Source organism: Roseobacter cerasinus (genome assembly GCF_009811755.1).
Classification (GTDB): Bacteria; Pseudomonadota; Alphaproteobacteria; order Rhodobacterales; family Rhodobacteraceae; genus Roseobacter; species Roseobacter cerasinus.
Genome location: NZ_BLIV01000005.1, coordinates 397,675 through 415,304, shown reverse-complemented (window position 1 = coordinate 415,304; position 17,630 = coordinate 397,675). Strand labels below are relative to the sequence as shown.

The window sequence follows — 17,630 nt, the reverse complement described above, 5'->3', positions numbered from 1 at the left end:
GCTATCCTAAAGATGGTGCTTTTGGGGCCTCTTCACTACCACCGAAATGGAGGACCTCGAACACTAAAAATCGCGTTTCCGTTCAACACTTTAGTGAGAAATTTTGACTGCCAGTCAAATATGGTGCCCAGGAGAGGACTCGAACCTCCACGTCCATACGGACACTAGCACCTGAAGCTAGCGCGTCTACCATTCCGCCACCTGGGCAGGTGTCGTGGAGCCTGCGTTTAAGGCCATGTCTCAAAGGTGTCAAACGGATTCTGGCCAATTCTGCTCAAGCCATTTACTTGCCCGACCCGCTGTCTACCCGCGCCCAATTGCACCTTGTTTCATCGGGGGTCCGGGGCTACATCCTGAGAGACAATCTGCAGGGAGGCGCTTATGTCAAAATTGGTGACTATCTACGGTGGTTCGGGTTTTGTCGGGCGCTACATTGCACGGCGCATGGCCAAGGCGGGCTGGCGCGTGCGGGTGGCAGTTCGCCGCCCGAATGAAGCGATCTTCGTGAAGCCTTACGGTGTTGTCGGCCAAGTTGAACCCGTGCTCTGCAACATTCGTGACGAGGCGTCTGTCCGGGCTGTGATGTCCGGTGCAGATGCGGTCGTGAACTGCGTCGGCATTCTGGCCGAAGTCGGCAAAAACCAGTTTGACTCAGTGCAAGCCGAGGGCGCCGAGCGCGTGGCCCGCATTGCCGCCGAAGAACAGATTGGCCGTCTTGTGCATATCTCAGCCATCGGCGCTGATGCCGAAGCGGAGAGCGACTATGCGCGCACCAAGGCCGAAGGAGAGGCCGGTGTCATAGCCCATATGCCTGGTGCGGTTATCCTGCGCCCTTCGATCATTTTTGGACCGGAGGACCAGTTCTTCAATCGCTTTGCGTCCATGAGCCGCCTTGGCCCAGTGCTGCCTGTCGTCGGTGCTGAAACGCGCTTCCAGCCGGTATACGTGGACGATGTGGCAAAGGCCGCTGCGCAGGCACTGACCGGCACGGTGGAGCTTGGCATCTACGAACTCGGCGGGCCGCAGGTGGCGACGTTCCGGGAGCTTATGCAGCAGATGCTGGGTGTGATCCATCGCCGTCGACTGATTGTGAACGTGCCTTTCTTTGCCGCGCGGATCATGGCGTGGGGCTTCGATGTGCTGCAGGCTGTTACCTTGGGGCTGTTCACCAATGGGGTGATCACGCGCGACCAGGTGCGGAACCTAGCCAATGACAATGTGGTTAACCCGGAGGCCCGGAGCTTCGCGGACCTTGGCATCACGCCCGTGGCGATGGCCTCTGTCCTGCCGGACTATCTGTGGCGCTTCCGCCCGTCCGGGCAGTATGATGCGATCAAAGACTCCGCCAAGAACCTGCGTACTTAGCTGTAGGCGTAGATCAACAGCACGATACCCAGGATCACCCGGTAGATCACATAGGGGGTGAAGCTGACGCTGCGCAAAAGTCGCATCATCAGTGTGAGTGCCAGCAGCGCCGCGATGAAGGCAAAGATGGCCGCAACCAGCCCGTCGCGGGCCAATGCCCAATCGGCCTCCTGCACCACATCGACGCCGAGCAACAGGCCCGAGGCGGCGATTGTCGGGATCGACATCAACATGGCCAGCTTGGCTGAGCTTTCGCGGTCATATCCCAGCTTGCGAGCCGCGGTGATGGTAATGCCGGACCGGGAGGTGCCAGGGATCAGTGCTAGTGCCTGCGCAAGCCCCATGCTCAAAGCATCTTTGAGCCGCCACTGCTCTGCCACACGATCATGGCCGCCGGTCTTGTCGGCCCAATAGAGCACCAGTCCAAATCCCAGCATCGTCCAGCCGATTACCGCAACCGAGCGCAGCGCCTCGTCAAGTCCGGTGAGCTTGAGAGCCGCACCCACAACGACCACTGGAATGGTTGCAATGATGAGACAGAGTGCGAGGAATGCGCCTTGGGTATCGATCCGTCCGCGCATCAACCGCAGACTGCCGGCCAGGGCGATTTTCACATCCGCCCAAAAGTAGGCGACAACTGCAAAGAGCGTGCCCACATGCACCGCAACATCAATAGCGAGCCCTTGATCCGGCCCTCCCGTGATGGTTGGCAGCAACGCCAGATGGCCGGAGGAGCTGACCGGCAGGAACTCGGTCAAGCCCTGGATCGCGGCAACGAGGAACAGATGGAAAAGTGTCATGAAAACCGGACCGGCTTGGTGCTGCGCCTTTGTGGTATAAGGTCAGGGAATCAAATGAAAAGCCTGAATAAAGGTCCGAATCGGATTTAATTTCCGAACACGAGTAGCGATTTTGTGCTGCATGACGTGAAATTAATTTATTATACGACAGCATTACTGACTTTATTTCCTGCTTGAGTTCGCGTATGCGTGCGGCTCCGGGACTTTGGTGGAGGACGCAGGCCGTGGCTGAGCAACCTATGTTGAAATTTGTGACTGTCGAGCGTGACATGCCCGAAAAGCGGGGCGCTGATGTGCGTCGTGACGATTTCAACGAAATTTATGCCGAATATGCCGAGGCCAAGGCGCAAGAGCAGTCGAGCCGCTGTAGCCAATGTGGGGTACCTTATTGCCAGAGCCACTGCCCGCTGCACAACAACATCCCCGACTGGCTGAAGCTGACCGCGGAGGGGCGCTTGCAGGAAGCCTATGAGGTCAGCCAGGCGACGAATACTTTCCCGGAAATCTGCGGCCGCATTTGCCCGCAGGACCGTCTGTGCGAAGGCAATTGCGTGATCGAACAATCGGGGCATGGCACCGTAACAATCGGTGCAGTGGAGAAATACATCACCGATACCGCGTGGGAGCAGGGCTGGGTGCAGCCCATCGCGCCGCGTGCTGAGCGCAGTGAGAGCGTCGGCATCATCGGTGCGGGCCCGGGTGGGCTGGCGGCGGCCGATGTGTTGCGCCGCGCCGGTGTGCAGGTGACCGTCTATGACCGGTACGACCGTGCGGGCGGGCTGCTCACCTATGGCATTCCCGGCTTCAAGTTGGAGAAAGACGTGGTTATGCGCCGCAACGATCAATTGGCGCAGGGCGGTGTGACGTTTGAGCTGAACACAAATGTGGGTGAGGACATCCGCTTTGACGATCTGCGCAACCGACACGACGCGGTGATCATTGCCACAGGTGTCTATAAATCAAGGGAAATTGAGGCGCCCGGCGTCGGCGCCACGGGCCTTGTACGGGCCATTGATTTCCTGACCGCCTCCAACCGAAAGAGCTTCGGCGACGCGGTGCCGGAGTTCGATTCCGGGGCGTTGAATGCCGAAGGAAAACGCGTTGTTGTGATCGGCGGCGGTGATACCGCGATGGACTGTGTGCGCACCTCTGTGCGGCAGGGCGCGACAAGCGTCAAATGTCTCTATCGCCGTGACCGGGCGAATATGCCAGGTTCACAGCGCGAAGTACAGAACGCCGAAGAAGAAGGTGTCGTGTTCGAATGGCTCTCAGCCCCCAAGGGTTTCGTGGGCGATCCGGTCACGGGTGTGATGGTGCAGAAGATGCGCCTTGGCGCGCCCGATGCGACGGGCCGTCAGGCGCCCGAGGTGATCGACGGCGCGGACTATGTGGAGGACGCCGATCTGGTGATCATGGCGCTGGGGTTCGAACCCGAGGCGCTACCCACGCTCTGGGATCAGCCGGAGTTGCCGGTGACGCGGTGGGGCACGATCAAGGCCGCGTTCACCACGGGCGCCACCGACCTCGACGGCGTCTATGCGGTTGGCGACATCGTGCGAGGCGCGAGCCTTGTGGTTTGGGCCGTCCGTGACGGGCGCGACTGCGCCGATGCTATCCTGAAACGGCTGGGTGACACCTCCGTGATGGCCGCCGAGTAACCCCATCTGGGCAGTACCTGTCTCGCGTCGGTGCGCAGCGTACGGTGAAATTTTGTTAAGGACAGCAACCATGACCCAACCGGTCCAATCCTCGATTTGGAAGGCAGCCGCCACCGCGGTGGTGTTGGGCCTGTCCACATCCATCGTGATGGCGTCAGACCCTCTGGTCGTACCCCAGGGCTGCACCGCCGTGGCCACTGCACATAAGAATGGCTGCACCGCAACGACGATCCTGCAATGCGCAGACGGCGCTTGGCAGGCGCTGAGCTATCGGCGCGGCAGTTTGAACAACACACTGCACTATGACGCGGGCTGGGATTTCAAGATGTGGGAGACCGAAGGCGCAGGCGCGATGAACTTCGCCGCTGTCCCCGGCACCGGGAAAGCCCTCGACCTTGCAGCCCTGGTTGAGACCGGCGCGCATGCGCCAACGGGTGATTTCGTCATGAACAGCAACATCATCCGCGGGCAGGAATATGCGCTGAGCGGCGCCACCACGGCCACGGGTGAGACGGTGACCATCAGCGGAGAGGTCTTCGACGTCTATCTCGCCGAGCGCGCCTTTGCACGGAAGGGCGCAACACAGGTGCTGAATTTCTCCACCGAGCTTTTGATCTCGCAGTCACGCGCGTTTATGCTGGAGGGGAATTTTTCCCGCGCCGTCAACAATGGTCCGCGTGAGCAGTTCGAGCTGAGACCACAGAAAATATATGAGCCGGGCGAGCCGGGCTTCATGGCGACCGCTTCGGAGTTTGGCTGTGACTAAGGCGGTACACAGCATAAAGGGGCGCTGCCTCTGCGGTGCGGTTACTCTGACCGTGCAGTCCGTCAACCCGCGACTACGGGCGTGTCATTGCGACATGTGCCGCCGGCACACTAGCGGCATGTTCATTTCTGTGGATACGCTGCCCGGTACGCTGGAAGTGAGTGGTCCGGCGCAGAGCTTTGCCTCATCGGAGTGGGCTGAACGCGGGTTTTGCGGCACCTGCGGCTCGACCCTGTGGTACGGCACCGTGCATGACGGCATGCGCCACCCGGCGGCAGGGCTGTTCGATGCGGCGGATCTCGGGGAGATGACGCTGGAATTCTTCGTCGATGAGTGCCCGCAGGGCTATGCGCTGAGCGGGGACCACCGGAAGCTCAGCACCGAAGAGACCATCGCGATGTTCGAGGGTGACGCATGACGGACGCAGCCGCAAGAGACGCACTGATCGCGCCGCACCGGCGGACAGGCCAGATGTCAGGCCGGTGTCTTTGTGGTGCGGTCAAGATCGAGATCGATGGCAATTATGTCGCAGCTATTGGCGCCTGCCATTGCGTCATGTGCCAGCGCTGGAACGGGATGCTGTTCGGCTCTTTCGTTGCCGAGACGAAGGCGGTCACGGTCACAGGGCCGGTCAAGAACTACGCGTCGTCGTCTTTCTCGGAGCGGGGGTTTTGCGAGATCTGTGGCAGCTCGGTCTGGCTGCGGTCCACTGACCCGGAGGAGCCGGAGATCGAGCTTTTCCCCGGGAACTTCAAAGAGGCCGCAGATTTTGTGCTGCTGTCAGAAATCTACACAGATCTGGCACCGAATTATGCGTGCCTGCACGGCGAACACCGCCGCAAGACGCGGGCCGAGGTGCAGGCTCAACACCCATTCGTTGAAGGAGACAACTGATGACCAAATATGATGACGCCTGGGTGGCACAGGAAGAAGCCAAGCGCGCATATTTGGCCGAGCATGGTCTGTATTCGGAGGCTGAGGAACATTCCTCCTGCGGAGTTGGCCTTGTGGTTTCCGTTGATGGCACAAAGAGCCGTGGCGTGGTCGAGAACGGCATCAAGGCGCTCAAGGCGATCTGGCACCGGGGCGCGGTGGATGCGGATGGCAAGACCGGCGACGGCGCGGGCATTCACGTGCAGATCCCGGTGGAATTCTTTTACGATCAGGTGCGGCGCACCGGCCATGATCCGCGCGAGGACGAGATTATCGCCGTAGGGCAGGTGTTTCTGCCGCGCACAGATTTCGGCGCGCAGGAGACCTGTCGGACCATCGTCGAAACCGAAGTGCTGCGCATGGGCTACTACATATACGGCTGGCGGCACGTGCCGGTGGATATCTCTTGTCTCGGCGAAAAGGCAAATGCGACGCGGCCAGAGATTGAACAGATCCTGATTTCCAACGCCAAGGGCGTGGATGAGGAGACCTTCGAGCGCGAGCTCTATGTGATCCGTCGGCGGATCGAGAAGGCGGCGCTCGCGGCACAGGTGCCGACACTCTACATCGCGTCAATGTCCTGCCGGTCGATCATCTACAAGGGCATGATGCTGGCGGAGCAGGTGGCGGAGTTCTACCCCGATCTGATGGACGAACGCTTCGAGAGCGCCTTTGCGATCTATCACCAGCGCTATTCCACGAACACCTTCCCGCAGTGGTGGCTGGCGCAGCCGTTCCGCATGCTGGCGCATAACGGCGAGATCAACACACTGAAGGGCAACCTGAACTGGATGAAGAGCCACGAGATCCGCATGGCCTCCGGTGCCTTCGGCGAGATGGCCGAGGATATCAAGCCCATCGTAGCCTCTGGGTCCAGCGACAGTGCGGCTTTGGATGCGGTCTTCGAAGTGCTCGTGCGCGCAGGCCGCAATGCGCCGATGGCCAAGACCATGCTGGTGCCTGAAAGCTGGTCCAAGCAGGCTGTGGAGCTGCCACAGAGTTGGCGCGACATGTATTCCTATTGCAATTCGGTGATGGAGCCTTGGGATGGGCCTGCGGCGCTGGCAATGACCGATGGGCGCTGGGTCTGCGCCGGGCTCGACCGCAACGGGCTGCGGCCGATGCGCTATGTGGTGACCAATGACGGCATGGTGATCGCCGGGTCAGAGACCGGGATGGTGCCGCTGGACGAGGCATCGGTGGTTGAGAAAGGCGCCTTGGGCCCCGGGCAACTACTCGCAGTCGATATGGCGGAGGGCAAGCTCTACCATGACCGGGCGATCAAAGATGCTTTGGCAGCGTCGCAGCCGTTCAGCGAGTGGGTTGGTAAGATCACCGACCTCGAAGAAGCGCTGGATGATGTGATCGAACAACCCCTCTTTACCGGGGCAGAGTTGCGGCGGCGTCAGGTGGCCGCAGGCTATACCATCGAAGAGCTGGAGCAAATCCTCGCCCCCATGGCGGAGGATGGCAAGGAGACCTTGGCGTCGATGGGCGACGACACGCCCTCTGCCGTTCTGTCCGGGCAGTACCGGCCCTTGAGCCATTTCTTCCGGCAGAACTTCAGCCAGGTGACCAACCCGCCGATTGATTCCTTACGCGAATACCGGGTGATGAGCCTGAAGACGCGGTTCGGCAATCTGAAGAACGTGCTGGATGAGGACAGCAGCCAGACCGAAATTTTCACCCTGGACAGTCCGTTCCTCGGCAATGCCCAGTTCGATGAGCTGATCAAGCATTTCAACACAGATGTGGTCACCATCGACTGCACCTTTGCACCGGGGCGCGGCAACCTGAGCGCAGGGCTCGCGCGCATCCGGGCGGAGGCCGAGGATGCGGTGCGCTCGGGCGCCGGGCATATCATCCTGACCGATCAGGAGAGCGGGCCGGAGCAGGTTGGCATGCCAATGATCCTCGCGACCTCCGCTGTGCACAGTCATCTGGTGCGCAAGGGGCTGCGGACGTTTACCTCGATCAACGTGCGCTCGGCGGAATGCGTGGACCCGCATTACTTTGCGGTGCTGATCGGCGCGGGGGCCACAACGGTCAATGCCTATCTGGCGGAGGATTCGCTGGCGGACCGGATTGAGCGCGGGCTCTTGGACATGAGCCTGACCACGGCGATTGACCGCTACCGCATCGCCATCGACCAGGGCCTCTTGAAGATCATGGCCAAGATGGGGATCTCGGTGATTTCCTCCTATCGCGGCGGGCTGAACTTCGAGGCAGTGGGGCTGAGCCGCGCCATGGTAGCCGAGTATTTCCCCGGCATGACCAGCCGGATTTCCGGCATTGGCGTGAGTGGCATCCAGCGCAAGGCCGAAGAGGTGCATGCCAAGGCCTGGGGCGGTCCGGCCTCGGTGCTGCCCATCGGCGGCTTCTACAAGGCGCGGAAATCGGGTGAGACCCATGCGTGGGAAGCGACCTCAATGCACATGATGCAGATGGCCTGCAACAAGGCTTCCTACCAGATGTGGCAACAGTACTCAAAAAAGATGCAGAGCAACCCGCCCATTCATCTGCGCGATCTCTTGGACATCAAGCCGCTGGGCAAGCCGGTGCCGATTGAGGAGGTGGAAAGCATCACCTCGATCCGCAAGCGGTTTGTCACTCCGGGCATGTCCTTGGGCGCGCTCAGTCCCGAGGCGCATAAGACCTTGAACGTGGCGATGAACCGGATCGGCGCGAAGTCGGACAGCGGTGAGGGCGGGGAAGACCCGGCGCATTTCGTGCCGGAGCCCAATGGCGACAACCCATCGGCCAAGATCAAGCAGGTCGCCTCGGGGCGCTTTGGCGTCACCGCAGAGTACCTCAACCAGTGCGAAGAGCTGGAGATCAAGGTGGCGCAGGGCGCCAAGCCAGGCGAGGGTGGACAGCTGCCCGGCATGAAGGTCACCGACCTGATCGCGCGGCTGCGCCATTCGACCAAGGGGGTCACGCTGATCTCGCCGCCGCCGCACCACGATATCTATTCCATCGAGGATCTGGCGCAGTTGATCTATGATCTGAAACAGATCAACCCGCGCTGCAAGGTGACGGTGAAGCTGGTGGCCTCCTCCGGTGTCGGCACAATTGCCGCCGGTGTGGCCAAGGCCAAGGCGGATATCATCCTGATCTCCGGGCACAATGGTGGGACGGGCGCGTCGCCCGCGACCTCGATCAAATATGCGGGCCTGCCGTGGGAGATGGGTCTCACCGAGGCGCACCAGGTGCTGAGCATGAACAACCTGCGCGAGCGGGTGACCCTGCGCACCGATGGCGGTTTGCGCACGGGGCGCGACATCGTGATGGCGGCGATGCTGGGGGCCGAGGAATACGGCATCGGCACCGCGGCGCTGATCGCGATGGGCTGTATCATGGTGCGGCAGTGCCAGTCGAACACCTGCCCCGTGGGCGTCTGTACGCAGGATGAATCGCTGCGCGCGAAGTTCACCGGCAATGCGGACAAGGTCGTGAACCTCATCACCTTCTACGCAACCGAGGTGCGGGAAATCCTTGCGTCGATCGGTGCGCGCAGCCTCGACGATGTGATCGGGCGGGCGGATCTGCTGGCGCAGGTCTCACGCGGCTCAGCACATCTGGATGATCTGGACCTCAATCCGCTTCTGATCACCGTCGATGGCGCGGCGGACATCGTCTATGACCGCAACCGCAAACGCAACAAAGTGCCGAATACTCTGGACGCTGAGATCGTGCGCGATGCGAAACGGTTCCTGGAGGACGGCGAGAAGATGCAGCTGTCTTACGCGGTACAGAACACGCACCGCACCGTGGGCACGCGCACGTCGAGCCATATCGTCAAGCAGTTCGGGATGCGCAACACGCTGCAGCCGGACCACCTGACGGTGAAGCTGTCGGGCTCGGCGGGGCAATCGCTGGGGGCCTTTGCGGCGCCGGGGCTGAAGCTGGAGGTTTCGGGCGACGCCAATGACTATGTGGGCAAGGGCCTCTCGGGCGGCATGATCGTGGTGCGCCCGCCCATGGCCTCGCCCATCGAAGCGGCGAAGAACACGATCATCGGCAACACCGTGCTCTATGGCGCGACGGACGGATATCTTTTTGCCGCTGGCCGCGCCGGTGAGCGCTTTGCCGTCCGTAACTCGGGCGCATCGGTGGTGATCGAAGGCTGCGGCTCGAACGGGTGTGAGTACATGACCGGCGGCGTTGCTGTGATCTTGGGCGAGATTGGCGCAAACTTTGGCGCAGGTATGACCGGCGGGATGGCTTATCTCTATGACCCGGACGGCACAGCGCCAGCGCTGATGAACATGGAGACGCTGGTGATTTGCCCTGTCACAGTGGAACATTGGATGGGCCAGCTGGAAGAGCTGTTAGAGATGCATCTGCGCGAAACGGGTAGCCGACGAACGGCTGACATCCTGCAGCATTGGGATGCTGAGAAAGCGCATTTCCTGCAGGTCTGCCCGAAAGAGATGCTCGACAAGCTGCCCGCACCTCTGGGTATCGAAGACGAGGCGATCCCGGCGGAATAAGACCACAGCGTGGCGGTTCACAAGGCCGCCGCGCGGGCCTATAGCTGGCTCATGGCGAAACGGGCGACAAAAAAGAGCAGACGACCCCGCAAGGCACAGACACGGCCCAACCCGCTGCGGCGGGCACTGCGCTATCTGTGGCGGGTGGGACTGGGGCTGGTTGTTTTTGTGGTGGGGCTGATCGCGCTGGGTGCGGTCGTGAATCCACCCACGACGCCTTACATGTTCTCGGAATCGCGGCGGCTTGGTGGGGCGGAGCAAATCTGGGTGCCGCTCGAAGATATTGCTCCGGTCATGGCGCGGTCGGTCGTGGCCGCAGAAGACGCGAATTTCTGTCTGCATTGGGGGTTTGACCTCGCCGCGATCAAGGACGCGATTGCGGATGGTGGAACACGCGGCGCATCAACCCTGAGTCAGCAGACGGTCAAGAACGTCTATCTCTGGCATGGGCGCAATTACACGCGCAAAGCGCTTGAAGCGTTGTTGACCCCGCTGCTGGAAATCATCTGGTCGAAGCAACGGATCGTCGAGGTCTATCTGAACGTGGCCGAGTTTGACGAAGGCATCTTTGGTGTGGAAGCTGCGGCGCGCCATTACTTCGGCGTGGCCGCGCGGGATCTGACGGCAGAGCAGGCCGCGCGGCTGGCGGCGATCCTGCCGAACCCTAAGGGGCGATCAGCCCGCCGCCCATCGGATTTCGTGCTCAAGCGGGCGCGTGCGATCCGGTCAGGAGCAGCGACAATCAGCAAAGATGGCCGCGCCGCCTGTTTCGAGAGTTGAAACCACGCGACACTCCGGGCATTGAAGACAGAGCATTTCTAGACCGGAAAAGTCCATGGCCCGCCTGTTTCACGTTCCCCTGTCTCCGTTCTGCCGCAAGGTACGCCTGAGCCTTGCCGAAAAGAAGATCGAGGTGGAGTTGGTCGAGGAGAGATACTGGGAGCAGGATCCCGATTTCATGCGGCGCAACCCGGCAGGCCAGGTGCCGGTTCTGCGGCTTGATGGCGTGATGATGGCCGAAAGTTCCGCGATCTGCGAATACATCGAAGACACCCGACCCGATCCCGCGTTGATGCCGAAAGACCCGGTGGCACGCCAGGAAGTCCGGCGGCTGGTGGGCTGGTTCGATGACAAGTTTCACAACGAGGTGACGTCGAAACTGCTTTATGAGCGAGTGAACAAGAAGGTAATGAAACAGGGCTATCCCGACAGCACGAATGTGAAGGCGGGGGCGAAGGCGATCAAATACCACCTCGACTATATGGCCTGGTTGCTGGATCATCGGCGCTGGCTTGGGGGGGACGTCATGACGCTGGCGGATTTTGCCGCCGCTGCACATCTGAGCGCGTTGGACTACATCTCGGACGTGGATTGGAACCGTTCGGATGTGGTCAAGGACTGGTATGCGAAGATCAAGTCGCGGCCCGCGTTCCGGTCGATCCTTGCGGATCAGGTGCCCGGGTTCCCGCCGCCACGCCACTACAATGACCTCGACTTTTGAGGTTGTGGTCGGACTGTGCATATTTTTGGAACAATGAAGCATGAGCGCGGCGCTCAAGACGCAGCTGGTTGAGCAGGCCTTGGCGGAGGGCTTTGTGAGCGCGCGGATCTGCCGTCCGGATGCTGTGCCTGAGGTGGCGGCACGACTGCGTGCTTTTGTCGAGGCGGGCTATCACGGGCAGATGGGCTGGATGGCCGAGCGGATGGCATGGCGTGGCAATCCCGCAGCGCTTTGGCCTGAGGCGCGGTCGGTGATCATGCTGGCCGAGAGTTATACACCGCCACATGATCCGCTTGAGATTTTGCGCCATCCCGACCGTGGGGCCATTTCGGTTTATGCCCAAGGACGTGACTACCACGATGTGGTCAAGAAACGTTTGAAACGTTTGGCGCGGTGGGTGTTGGCGCGGACGGATGAGCCCGCTGAGGTGAAGGTTTTTGTCGACACAGCCCCGGTGCCGGAGAAGGCGCTAGGCGAGGCTGCGGGGCTGGGCTGGCAGGGAAAACATACCAATCTGGTCAGCCGCGATTGGGGCAATTGGGCGTTTCTGGGGGCCATCTTTACCACCCTGGATTTGGCCATCGACATGCCGGAGCAGGATCATTGTGGATCCTGCCGCGCCTGCCTGGACATTTGCCCGACAGAGGCCTTTCCAGAGCCTTACAGGCTGGATGCGCGCCGCTGTATTTCGTATTTGACCATCGAACACAAAGGTCCGGTGCCCGAAGAATTGCGGGGCCTCATGGGCAATCGGATCTATGGGTGTGATGATTGCCTTGCCGTGTGCCCCTGGAACAAGTTTGCCGTGGCGGCGCGCGATCTGCGGCTGGCCCCGCAGCCAGAGCTGACCGCGCCCGATCTTGCGGATCTCGCTCAACTCGATGATGCTCGGTTTCGGGCGCTTTTTTCGGGATCAGCGATCAAAAGGATCGGGCGGGATCGCTTTGTTCGCAATGTGCTTTATGCAATAGGGAATTCAGGGCGTCCTGAGCTTCGGCCCGCTGCCGCTGCTTTGGTGGAGGATCCTGATCCTGTCGTCGCTGATGCCGCCCGATGGGCTATGACCCGCCTGGAGAGCCTGTCGTGAGCGTGCTTCTCGGCGTGGACACGGGCGGCACTTACACGGATGCGGTCCTCATACGGGATGAAACCGAGGTGATCGCCACAGCCAAGGCGCTGACGACACGCGCAGACCTTGCTGTTGGCGTCGAAGAGGCGGTGCGGGCCGTCCTGCAGGGGGCGGCCGTGGCGCCCGAGGAGATTGCGCTTGCGTCGCTGTCGACCACACTTGCGACCAATGCGCTGGTGGAAGGGCAAGGTGGGCGGGTGGCCCTGATCTACATTGGCTTTCGCACCACCGATCTGGGGGCACATGGTTTGGCCGAGGCCATGGCCGGAGATCCCGTGCTGCACTGCGCCGGGGGCCATGATCACGCGGGGATCGAGCGGCAACCGCTGGATGAGGCCGCCATCCGTGCATTTTTGCAAGAGCATGGCGATGACGTCAGCGGCATCGCCGTTGCTGCACAATTTGCCACGCGAAATCCGGCCCATGAGGTCCGGGCGCGCTCCCTTGTGGCTGAGCTATCGGGGCGGCCGGTTTCAGCATCACATCAATTGTCGTCGCGGTTGAATGGGCCAAAACGGGCCGTCACCGCCGTTTTGAATGCGCGTTTGATTGGCATGATTGCGGCGCTGATTGCGCGCACCGAGACGGCGTTGTCGGGTTTGGGCGTATCGGCCCCGCTGATGGTTGTGCGGGGGGACGGGGCGCTGATCTCTGCAGGTCAGGCGCGCGCGCGTCCGATTGAGACCATTCTCAGTGGTCCGGCTGCCTCCATCGTTGGCGCGCGTTGGTTGACCGGCGCGACCGAGGCCTTGGTCAGCGACATTGGCGGGACCACGACGGACATCGCATTGTTGCAAGACGGGGTGCCAAAGATTGACCCGGCGGGCGCGCGGGTTGGCCCGTATCGCACCATGGTTGAGGCTGTGGCCATGCGCACGACAGGGCTTGGCGGCGACAGCGAGGTGCGTGTGATCGCGGACGGGTTGCAGGGCGGTGTCGCACTTGGTCCGTGCCGGGTGGTGCCGGTGGCCCTTTTGGCCGCGGAGGTTGGGCAGCCGGTACATGATCTGCTTGATGCGCAGTTGCGGACGGCGACGCCCGGGGCGCATGATGCCCGGTTTGTGCGGGCTGTGCGCGGGCTGCCTCGCCACGGTTTGGCTGCGCGCGAGGCGCAGCTGCTGGAGCGGATAGGTGCGGGCACCCATGCGCTTGACCGGATCCTGCGCGTGCGGATGGATGAGAGCGCTCTGGACAGGCTCATAGCCCGAGGTCTTGTGCAGGTCGCAGGGGTGACACCCTCCGATGCCAGCCACGTCACAGGTCAGCTGGCTGAATGGGATAAGGCCGCCGCCGAGAAAGCGCTCACCCTGATGGCGCGCAGGAAGGTAGGGTCAGGCCAAAGACTTGCCGCAGGTGCCGCAGCGCTCGCCTGGATGATCATAAACCAGTTGACGGAGATGACGTCGCAGGCCCTGCTGGAAGCCGCTTTTGCGGAAGAGGCGCGCGATTTTGGTGAGACGCCGCATGTGCTGGCCCGGCACCCGCTGATGCAGGCCGGTCTCGACCGGCATCGCGGATTGATCCGTCTGGATATTGGGTTGAACCTGCCGGTCGTCGGGCTGGGCGCCTCTGCTGGTTGCTACTACCCGGCTGTCGGCGAGCGGGTGTGTTCAGAGATGATCTTGCCGTCTCATGGCGCTGTTGCAAATGCCATCGGTGCGGTTGTTGGGCGCGTGAGCATGCGGTGCAGCGGCACTGTGACCGCGCTGGGTGAGGGGGTCTTTCGTGTGCATCTTGAGGATGGCCCGGCGGATATAGACGATGAAGAAGCGGCCCTGGATGCGCTGGAGCGGGCCTTGTCAGCTGACGCACGCGCTGCCGCGCAGGCCGCAGGGGTTGTGGACGCACGGTTGACCGCCACGCGCGACATTCGTCGGGCAAGAGTGGACAATCGAGAGGTTTTTGTCGAGGCTGTCCTGACCGTCGAAGCCAGCGGCCGGCCGCGCATCGCAAGCGGCTAGGCCCGCGGACAGTTCCGTTTCTGAACTTCGTGTGTCGAAGGTCGCAGCACTTTGACCTTTCGGTCATCAACGGACCGAAATGCTCGAAAACCGGAAAGGCGCCCTTCGAGAATATCGCAGCACAGGTCCGGTCTGCTTCAGATTTGTCGGACGCCATGCGCAACGTTTGAGTGGCGCGCGGCTCTGTCTGACGTCAGAGAGGCGTCAAAGGGTGTGTCCATGGCGCAGCTTCTGATCCGCGCAGCTCGGCTTTGATCGCTATTGACAGAACACTTACCAAGCCGCCTCTCCCGCATACCGTGGTATTCCCTCACTGCGGGGAGTGCCGCTTTGACATCGATCCGACCAGCGCCGCATTCCTCCTTGGCTGTCGAGAACTGTTTGTTGGCATCAGCTTCGATCAAGCTGGCCTCGCCCGCTATCGGAGGATCTGCGGGCCTTTCAACGCGACATGAAAGAGCGCGACGTCGGCGCGCCGACCTTCAAAAACCGGCTGACGGTGCTGAGCTTCTACTTTGCGACGACCTGCCCGCGTCCTGAGATGAAGCGGCACATGCGCCACCAACGTGCTGCGAAGAAGACCCCCGTGGTTCTGAGCGCCGAGGAAGTCGCGTGCATTCTGGAGGCCGCGCCGGGACCAGGCCTTCGTGACCGAACCGCCTTCTGCGTGGCCTATCGCGGCGGGGTCAGGGCGGGCGAGGTGACGCACTGAAGCTCGGCGACATCGAAGGCGACCGGATGCTGATCCGCACCGATCAGGAAAAGCGGTCGATCGCCTTCACGCTTTCGCCGACGCAGCACATGTCGCCAACCCGGATGTTGGCAGGCGTTGTTCTGGCGGGAACCGAAAACGCACTTTCGCTGTGATGGCCACAAATCCGGATCACCACGACCAGCTCATCTTTCGCGCACTCAGTTTTATGCTGCCTGTGACCCGATATTTTAGCGGCAGCAGTACGGAATGGCCCAGTCACATGAGACATCAGCATGCTATCCATTGGTCGCCCACGATGTGGCGCCTAGAGTCCTTCCGCCTTTACCAACGAATGAACGTCCTCCACGCGCGCTGCATCGAGGTCAGCCTCGCCGATGCCGAAGTCCTGGCCCATCAGATCTTCGATCCCCCTCACCAAAGCGAGTGCATCGAGCCCATAGTATCGCATCAAATACGCCCGCGACCCGCCATGGGCGTATGTGTCCTTCAGCCCAAGCCTGACAAGGCGCTTGCCCATGCCAGCATCGGCCATGGTTTCGGCGACAAGGCTTCCAATACCACCTTCGGTCACGTGATTTTCCAAGGTCACAACGCCATGCTTTACCGATCCGATGTGATCCAGCAGCGCAGCGGCGTCGAAAGGTTTGATCGTGTGCAGGTGCAGATGGCGGATCGAGAGCCCCGCTTGTGAAAACGCGGCACGGGCGCGCATCGCTTCTTCCGTGCAAATGCCAGAGGTGACGACCAGCACGTCCGTGCCTTCCGACAGGACCCGCATTTCGCCAACTTTGATTGGCGTGTCGAAGAGGCGTGGAACTGAACCGCGCAACACGCGACACCAGACGGGACCGTCAATGCTGTCGGCTGCTTCGCAGATGCTTTCAACCTCTGTCGCGTCGCCCGTCTCAAGGATTGTCATATTCGGGATCGACCGCATGACCGAGATGTCTTCGATCGACTGGTGTGTCATACCGCCCGGTGTGGTGACACCCGGCAGGAACCCCATCAAACGAACTTTACGCCGCGGGTACGCGATCGAGGCCATCAGTTGGTCATAGGGTCTGCGATACATGAAGACGCCAAAGGTGTGGATGAACGGACGAAACCCGGCAAGCCCCAGACCGCCAGCAAAGCTCATCATATTTTGCTCTGCCATACCAAGGCTCAGGAACTGTTCGGGATGCCGGTCGCGGAACCCGTCAATCTCGCAGGAGGAGGTCAAATCAGCCGACAGGCAGAGGATCTTATCGGGGTGCTTTGTCGCATAGGCTTCGAAGGCCCGCGCATAGGGTTTGGAGACCATCTCGACCATCAGTGCGCTCCTTCATAGTCTATCGGATCGACCTTCAGGGACCGGGCGATTTCCTGGTTCATTTTTGCCCGCTCTTTCTCGGACTTGAAACGTACGTAATGCAGGCGCGGGAACCGCAGTTGCAGCGTTGGCATCCCCCGGTAAGGTGAGGAATTTGCGAGAATGATCAGTGGCTTGCCGCGATGCGGCGTCTTCGCTGCCTCACGGATTTCATCTAGTTTATGCGCATCAACCCAGACGGCGACACCGCCGAATTCCTCGATCTTCGCCTTGATGTCGCCCACATCCATGACGGAAGACATTGCCCCGTCACATTGCTGGCGATTGACGTCCATGATCGCGTAAAGATTGTCGACCTTGTGATAGGCAGCTGCGGCAATCGCCTCCCAGGTCTGTCCCTCCTGGACCTCCCCGTCAGACATATAGACCCATGTACGCCCCCGCTCACCACGCCGTTTGCGCCCCCAAGCAAGGCCGGCTGCCGTTGAAAATCCGATGCCGAGTGTGCCGTTATGGACTTCCATTCCAGGCGAATGCTCAGCACCGATCATCTCGACCGAGGAGCCATCCTTGTTGAACATTTCCAGGCCCTCGGGGGCCATACGACCGACTTCGATCAGCGTGGCGTAGGCAACAAGCGCATAATGTGCCGGTGCAATAAAGAGCCTGTCAAATTCGGGTGCTGCCGGGCCATTATATCCCGCACCCGTGTGGTAGCCTGGGTTCGACGGCGACGGGACCCCTTCGAAGGGTTTGGGAACCATTGGCAAGGTCGGATCACCAAGGTTCAGTTCTTCGTTGTAAAGCCAAGCCAATTGTTCGGCTGCAGAACAGGCCTGGCTCAGATAGCCGCCATTGTTGCGGATGCAGTGTTCAAACACCCGACGACGGATGCCCAGGGCGACCTCTTCGGTGCTGCGTTCATTGCGCATAGATTAGGCTCCAGATTGCTTTACAAACGTCACTATTTGCATCATATGTAAAAGTCAAGGAATGC

15 protein-coding genes and 1 tRNA gene are annotated in these 17,630 nt (G+C 61.1%); 12 read left to right on the top strand and 4 right to left on the bottom strand.

What is annotated here, in order from left to right; genetic code table 11:
* Positions 1 to 121: 121 nt before the first annotated feature.
* Positions 122 to 207, bottom strand: a tRNA-Leu gene (locus So717_RS15050).
* A gap of 174 nt (positions 208 to 381) precedes the next feature.
* Here So717_RS15050 and So717_RS15045 point away from each other — a divergent pair.
* Positions 382 to 1,365: a complex I NDUFA9 subunit family protein gene (locus So717_RS15045; protein WP_159978708.1), complete on the top strand. Its 984-nt coding sequence runs from the start codon at positions 382 to 384 to the stop codon at positions 1,363 to 1,365.
* Here So717_RS15045 and So717_RS15040 read toward each other — a convergent pair.
* A complete protein-coding gene (locus tag So717_RS15040; protein WP_159978706.1) occupies positions 1,362 to 2,165 on the bottom strand; it encodes an undecaprenyl-diphosphate phosphatase in 804 nt (267 codons plus the stop codon). The two genes, So717_RS15045 and So717_RS15040, sit on opposite strands and share 4 nt — an antisense overlap.
* Before the next feature lie 224 nt (positions 2,166 to 2,389).
* Here So717_RS15040 and So717_RS15035 point away from each other — a divergent pair, with 224 nt between their 5' ends.
* From So717_RS15035 to So717_RS22535, 11 genes are all read left to right on the top strand, one after another.
* On the top strand, positions 2,390 to 3,823 hold the full coding sequence (locus tag So717_RS15035) for an NAD(P)-dependent oxidoreductase (RefSeq protein WP_159978704.1): 1,434 nt from the start codon (positions 2,390 to 2,392) through the stop codon (positions 3,821 to 3,823).
* 70 nt (positions 3,824 to 3,893) lie between these two features.
* A complete protein-coding gene (locus tag So717_RS15030; RefSeq protein WP_159978702.1) occupies positions 3,894 to 4,589 on the top strand; it encodes a hypothetical protein in 696 nt (231 codons plus the stop codon).
* Complete coding sequence (locus So717_RS22540) at positions 4,534 to 5,007, top strand: GFA family protein (RefSeq protein WP_159978700.1); 474 nt, start codon at positions 4,534 to 4,536, stop codon at positions 5,005 to 5,007. The genes So717_RS15030 and So717_RS22540 overlap by 56 nt, the downstream gene beginning before the upstream one ends.
* Complete coding sequence (locus tag So717_RS15020) at positions 5,004 to 5,483, top strand: GFA family protein (protein ID WP_238840967.1); 480 nt, start codon at positions 5,004 to 5,006, stop codon at positions 5,481 to 5,483. Before So717_RS22540 ends, So717_RS15020 begins: the two co-directional genes overlap by 4 nt.
* Entirely contained in the window at positions 5,483 to 10,015 is a 4,533-nt protein-coding gene (gltB, locus tag So717_RS15015; RefSeq protein WP_159978698.1) for a glutamate synthase large subunit, read from the top strand. Before So717_RS15020 ends, gltB begins: the two co-directional genes overlap by 1 nt.
* 51 nt (positions 10,016 to 10,066) lie before the next feature.
* Positions 10,067 to 10,795, top strand: coding sequence for a monofunctional biosynthetic peptidoglycan transglycosylase (gene mtgA / locus So717_RS15010; RefSeq protein WP_159978764.1), 729 nt, complete (start codon positions 10,067 to 10,069; stop codon positions 10,793 to 10,795).
* Between the two features lie 55 nt (positions 10,796 to 10,850).
* Entirely contained in the window at positions 10,851 to 11,516 is a 666-nt protein-coding gene (gene fzlA, locus So717_RS15005) for an FtsZ-binding protein FzlA (RefSeq protein WP_159978696.1), read from the top strand.
* A 40-nt stretch (positions 11,517 to 11,556) separates the two neighbouring features.
* Positions 11,557 to 12,603: a tRNA epoxyqueuosine(34) reductase QueG gene (queG, locus tag So717_RS15000; RefSeq protein WP_159978694.1), complete on the top strand. Its 1,047-nt coding sequence runs from the start codon at positions 11,557 to 11,559 to the stop codon at positions 12,601 to 12,603.
* Positions 12,600 to 14,606 carry a hydantoinase/oxoprolinase N-terminal domain-containing protein gene (locus So717_RS14995; RefSeq protein WP_159978692.1) on the top strand — a complete coding sequence of 669 codons (2,007 nt, stop codon included), beginning with the start codon at positions 12,600 to 12,602 and terminating at the stop codon, positions 14,604 to 14,606. The genes queG and So717_RS14995 overlap by 4 nt, the downstream gene beginning before the upstream one ends.
* A gap of 451 nt (positions 14,607 to 15,057) precedes the next feature.
* Positions 15,058 to 15,318: a site-specific integrase gene (locus So717_RS14990; RefSeq protein WP_159978690.1), complete on the top strand. Its 261-nt coding sequence runs from the start codon at positions 15,058 to 15,060 to the stop codon at positions 15,316 to 15,318.
* Between the two features lie 26 nt (positions 15,319 to 15,344).
* Entirely contained in the window at positions 15,345 to 15,473 is a 129-nt protein-coding gene (locus So717_RS22535; RefSeq protein ID WP_275113677.1) for a hypothetical protein, read from the top strand.
* A gap of 152 nt (positions 15,474 to 15,625) precedes the next feature.
* On the opposite strand, the gene So717_RS14985 is transcribed toward So717_RS22535, so the two are convergent.
* Together So717_RS14985 and So717_RS14980 are read right to left on the bottom strand one after the other, a co-directional pair.
* Positions 15,626 to 16,633, bottom strand: a complete 1,008-nt coding sequence (locus So717_RS14985; RefSeq protein WP_159978688.1) for a transketolase family protein — start codon at positions 16,631 to 16,633, stop codon at positions 15,626 to 15,628.
* Positions 16,633 to 17,565 (bottom strand): thiamine pyrophosphate-binding protein, encoded by a 933-nt coding sequence (locus So717_RS14980; protein WP_159978686.1) that lies wholly within the window; start codon positions 17,563 to 17,565, stop codon positions 16,633 to 16,635. The genes So717_RS14985 and So717_RS14980 overlap by 1 nt, the downstream gene beginning before the upstream one ends.
* Positions 17,566 to 17,630 lie beyond the last annotated feature (65 nt).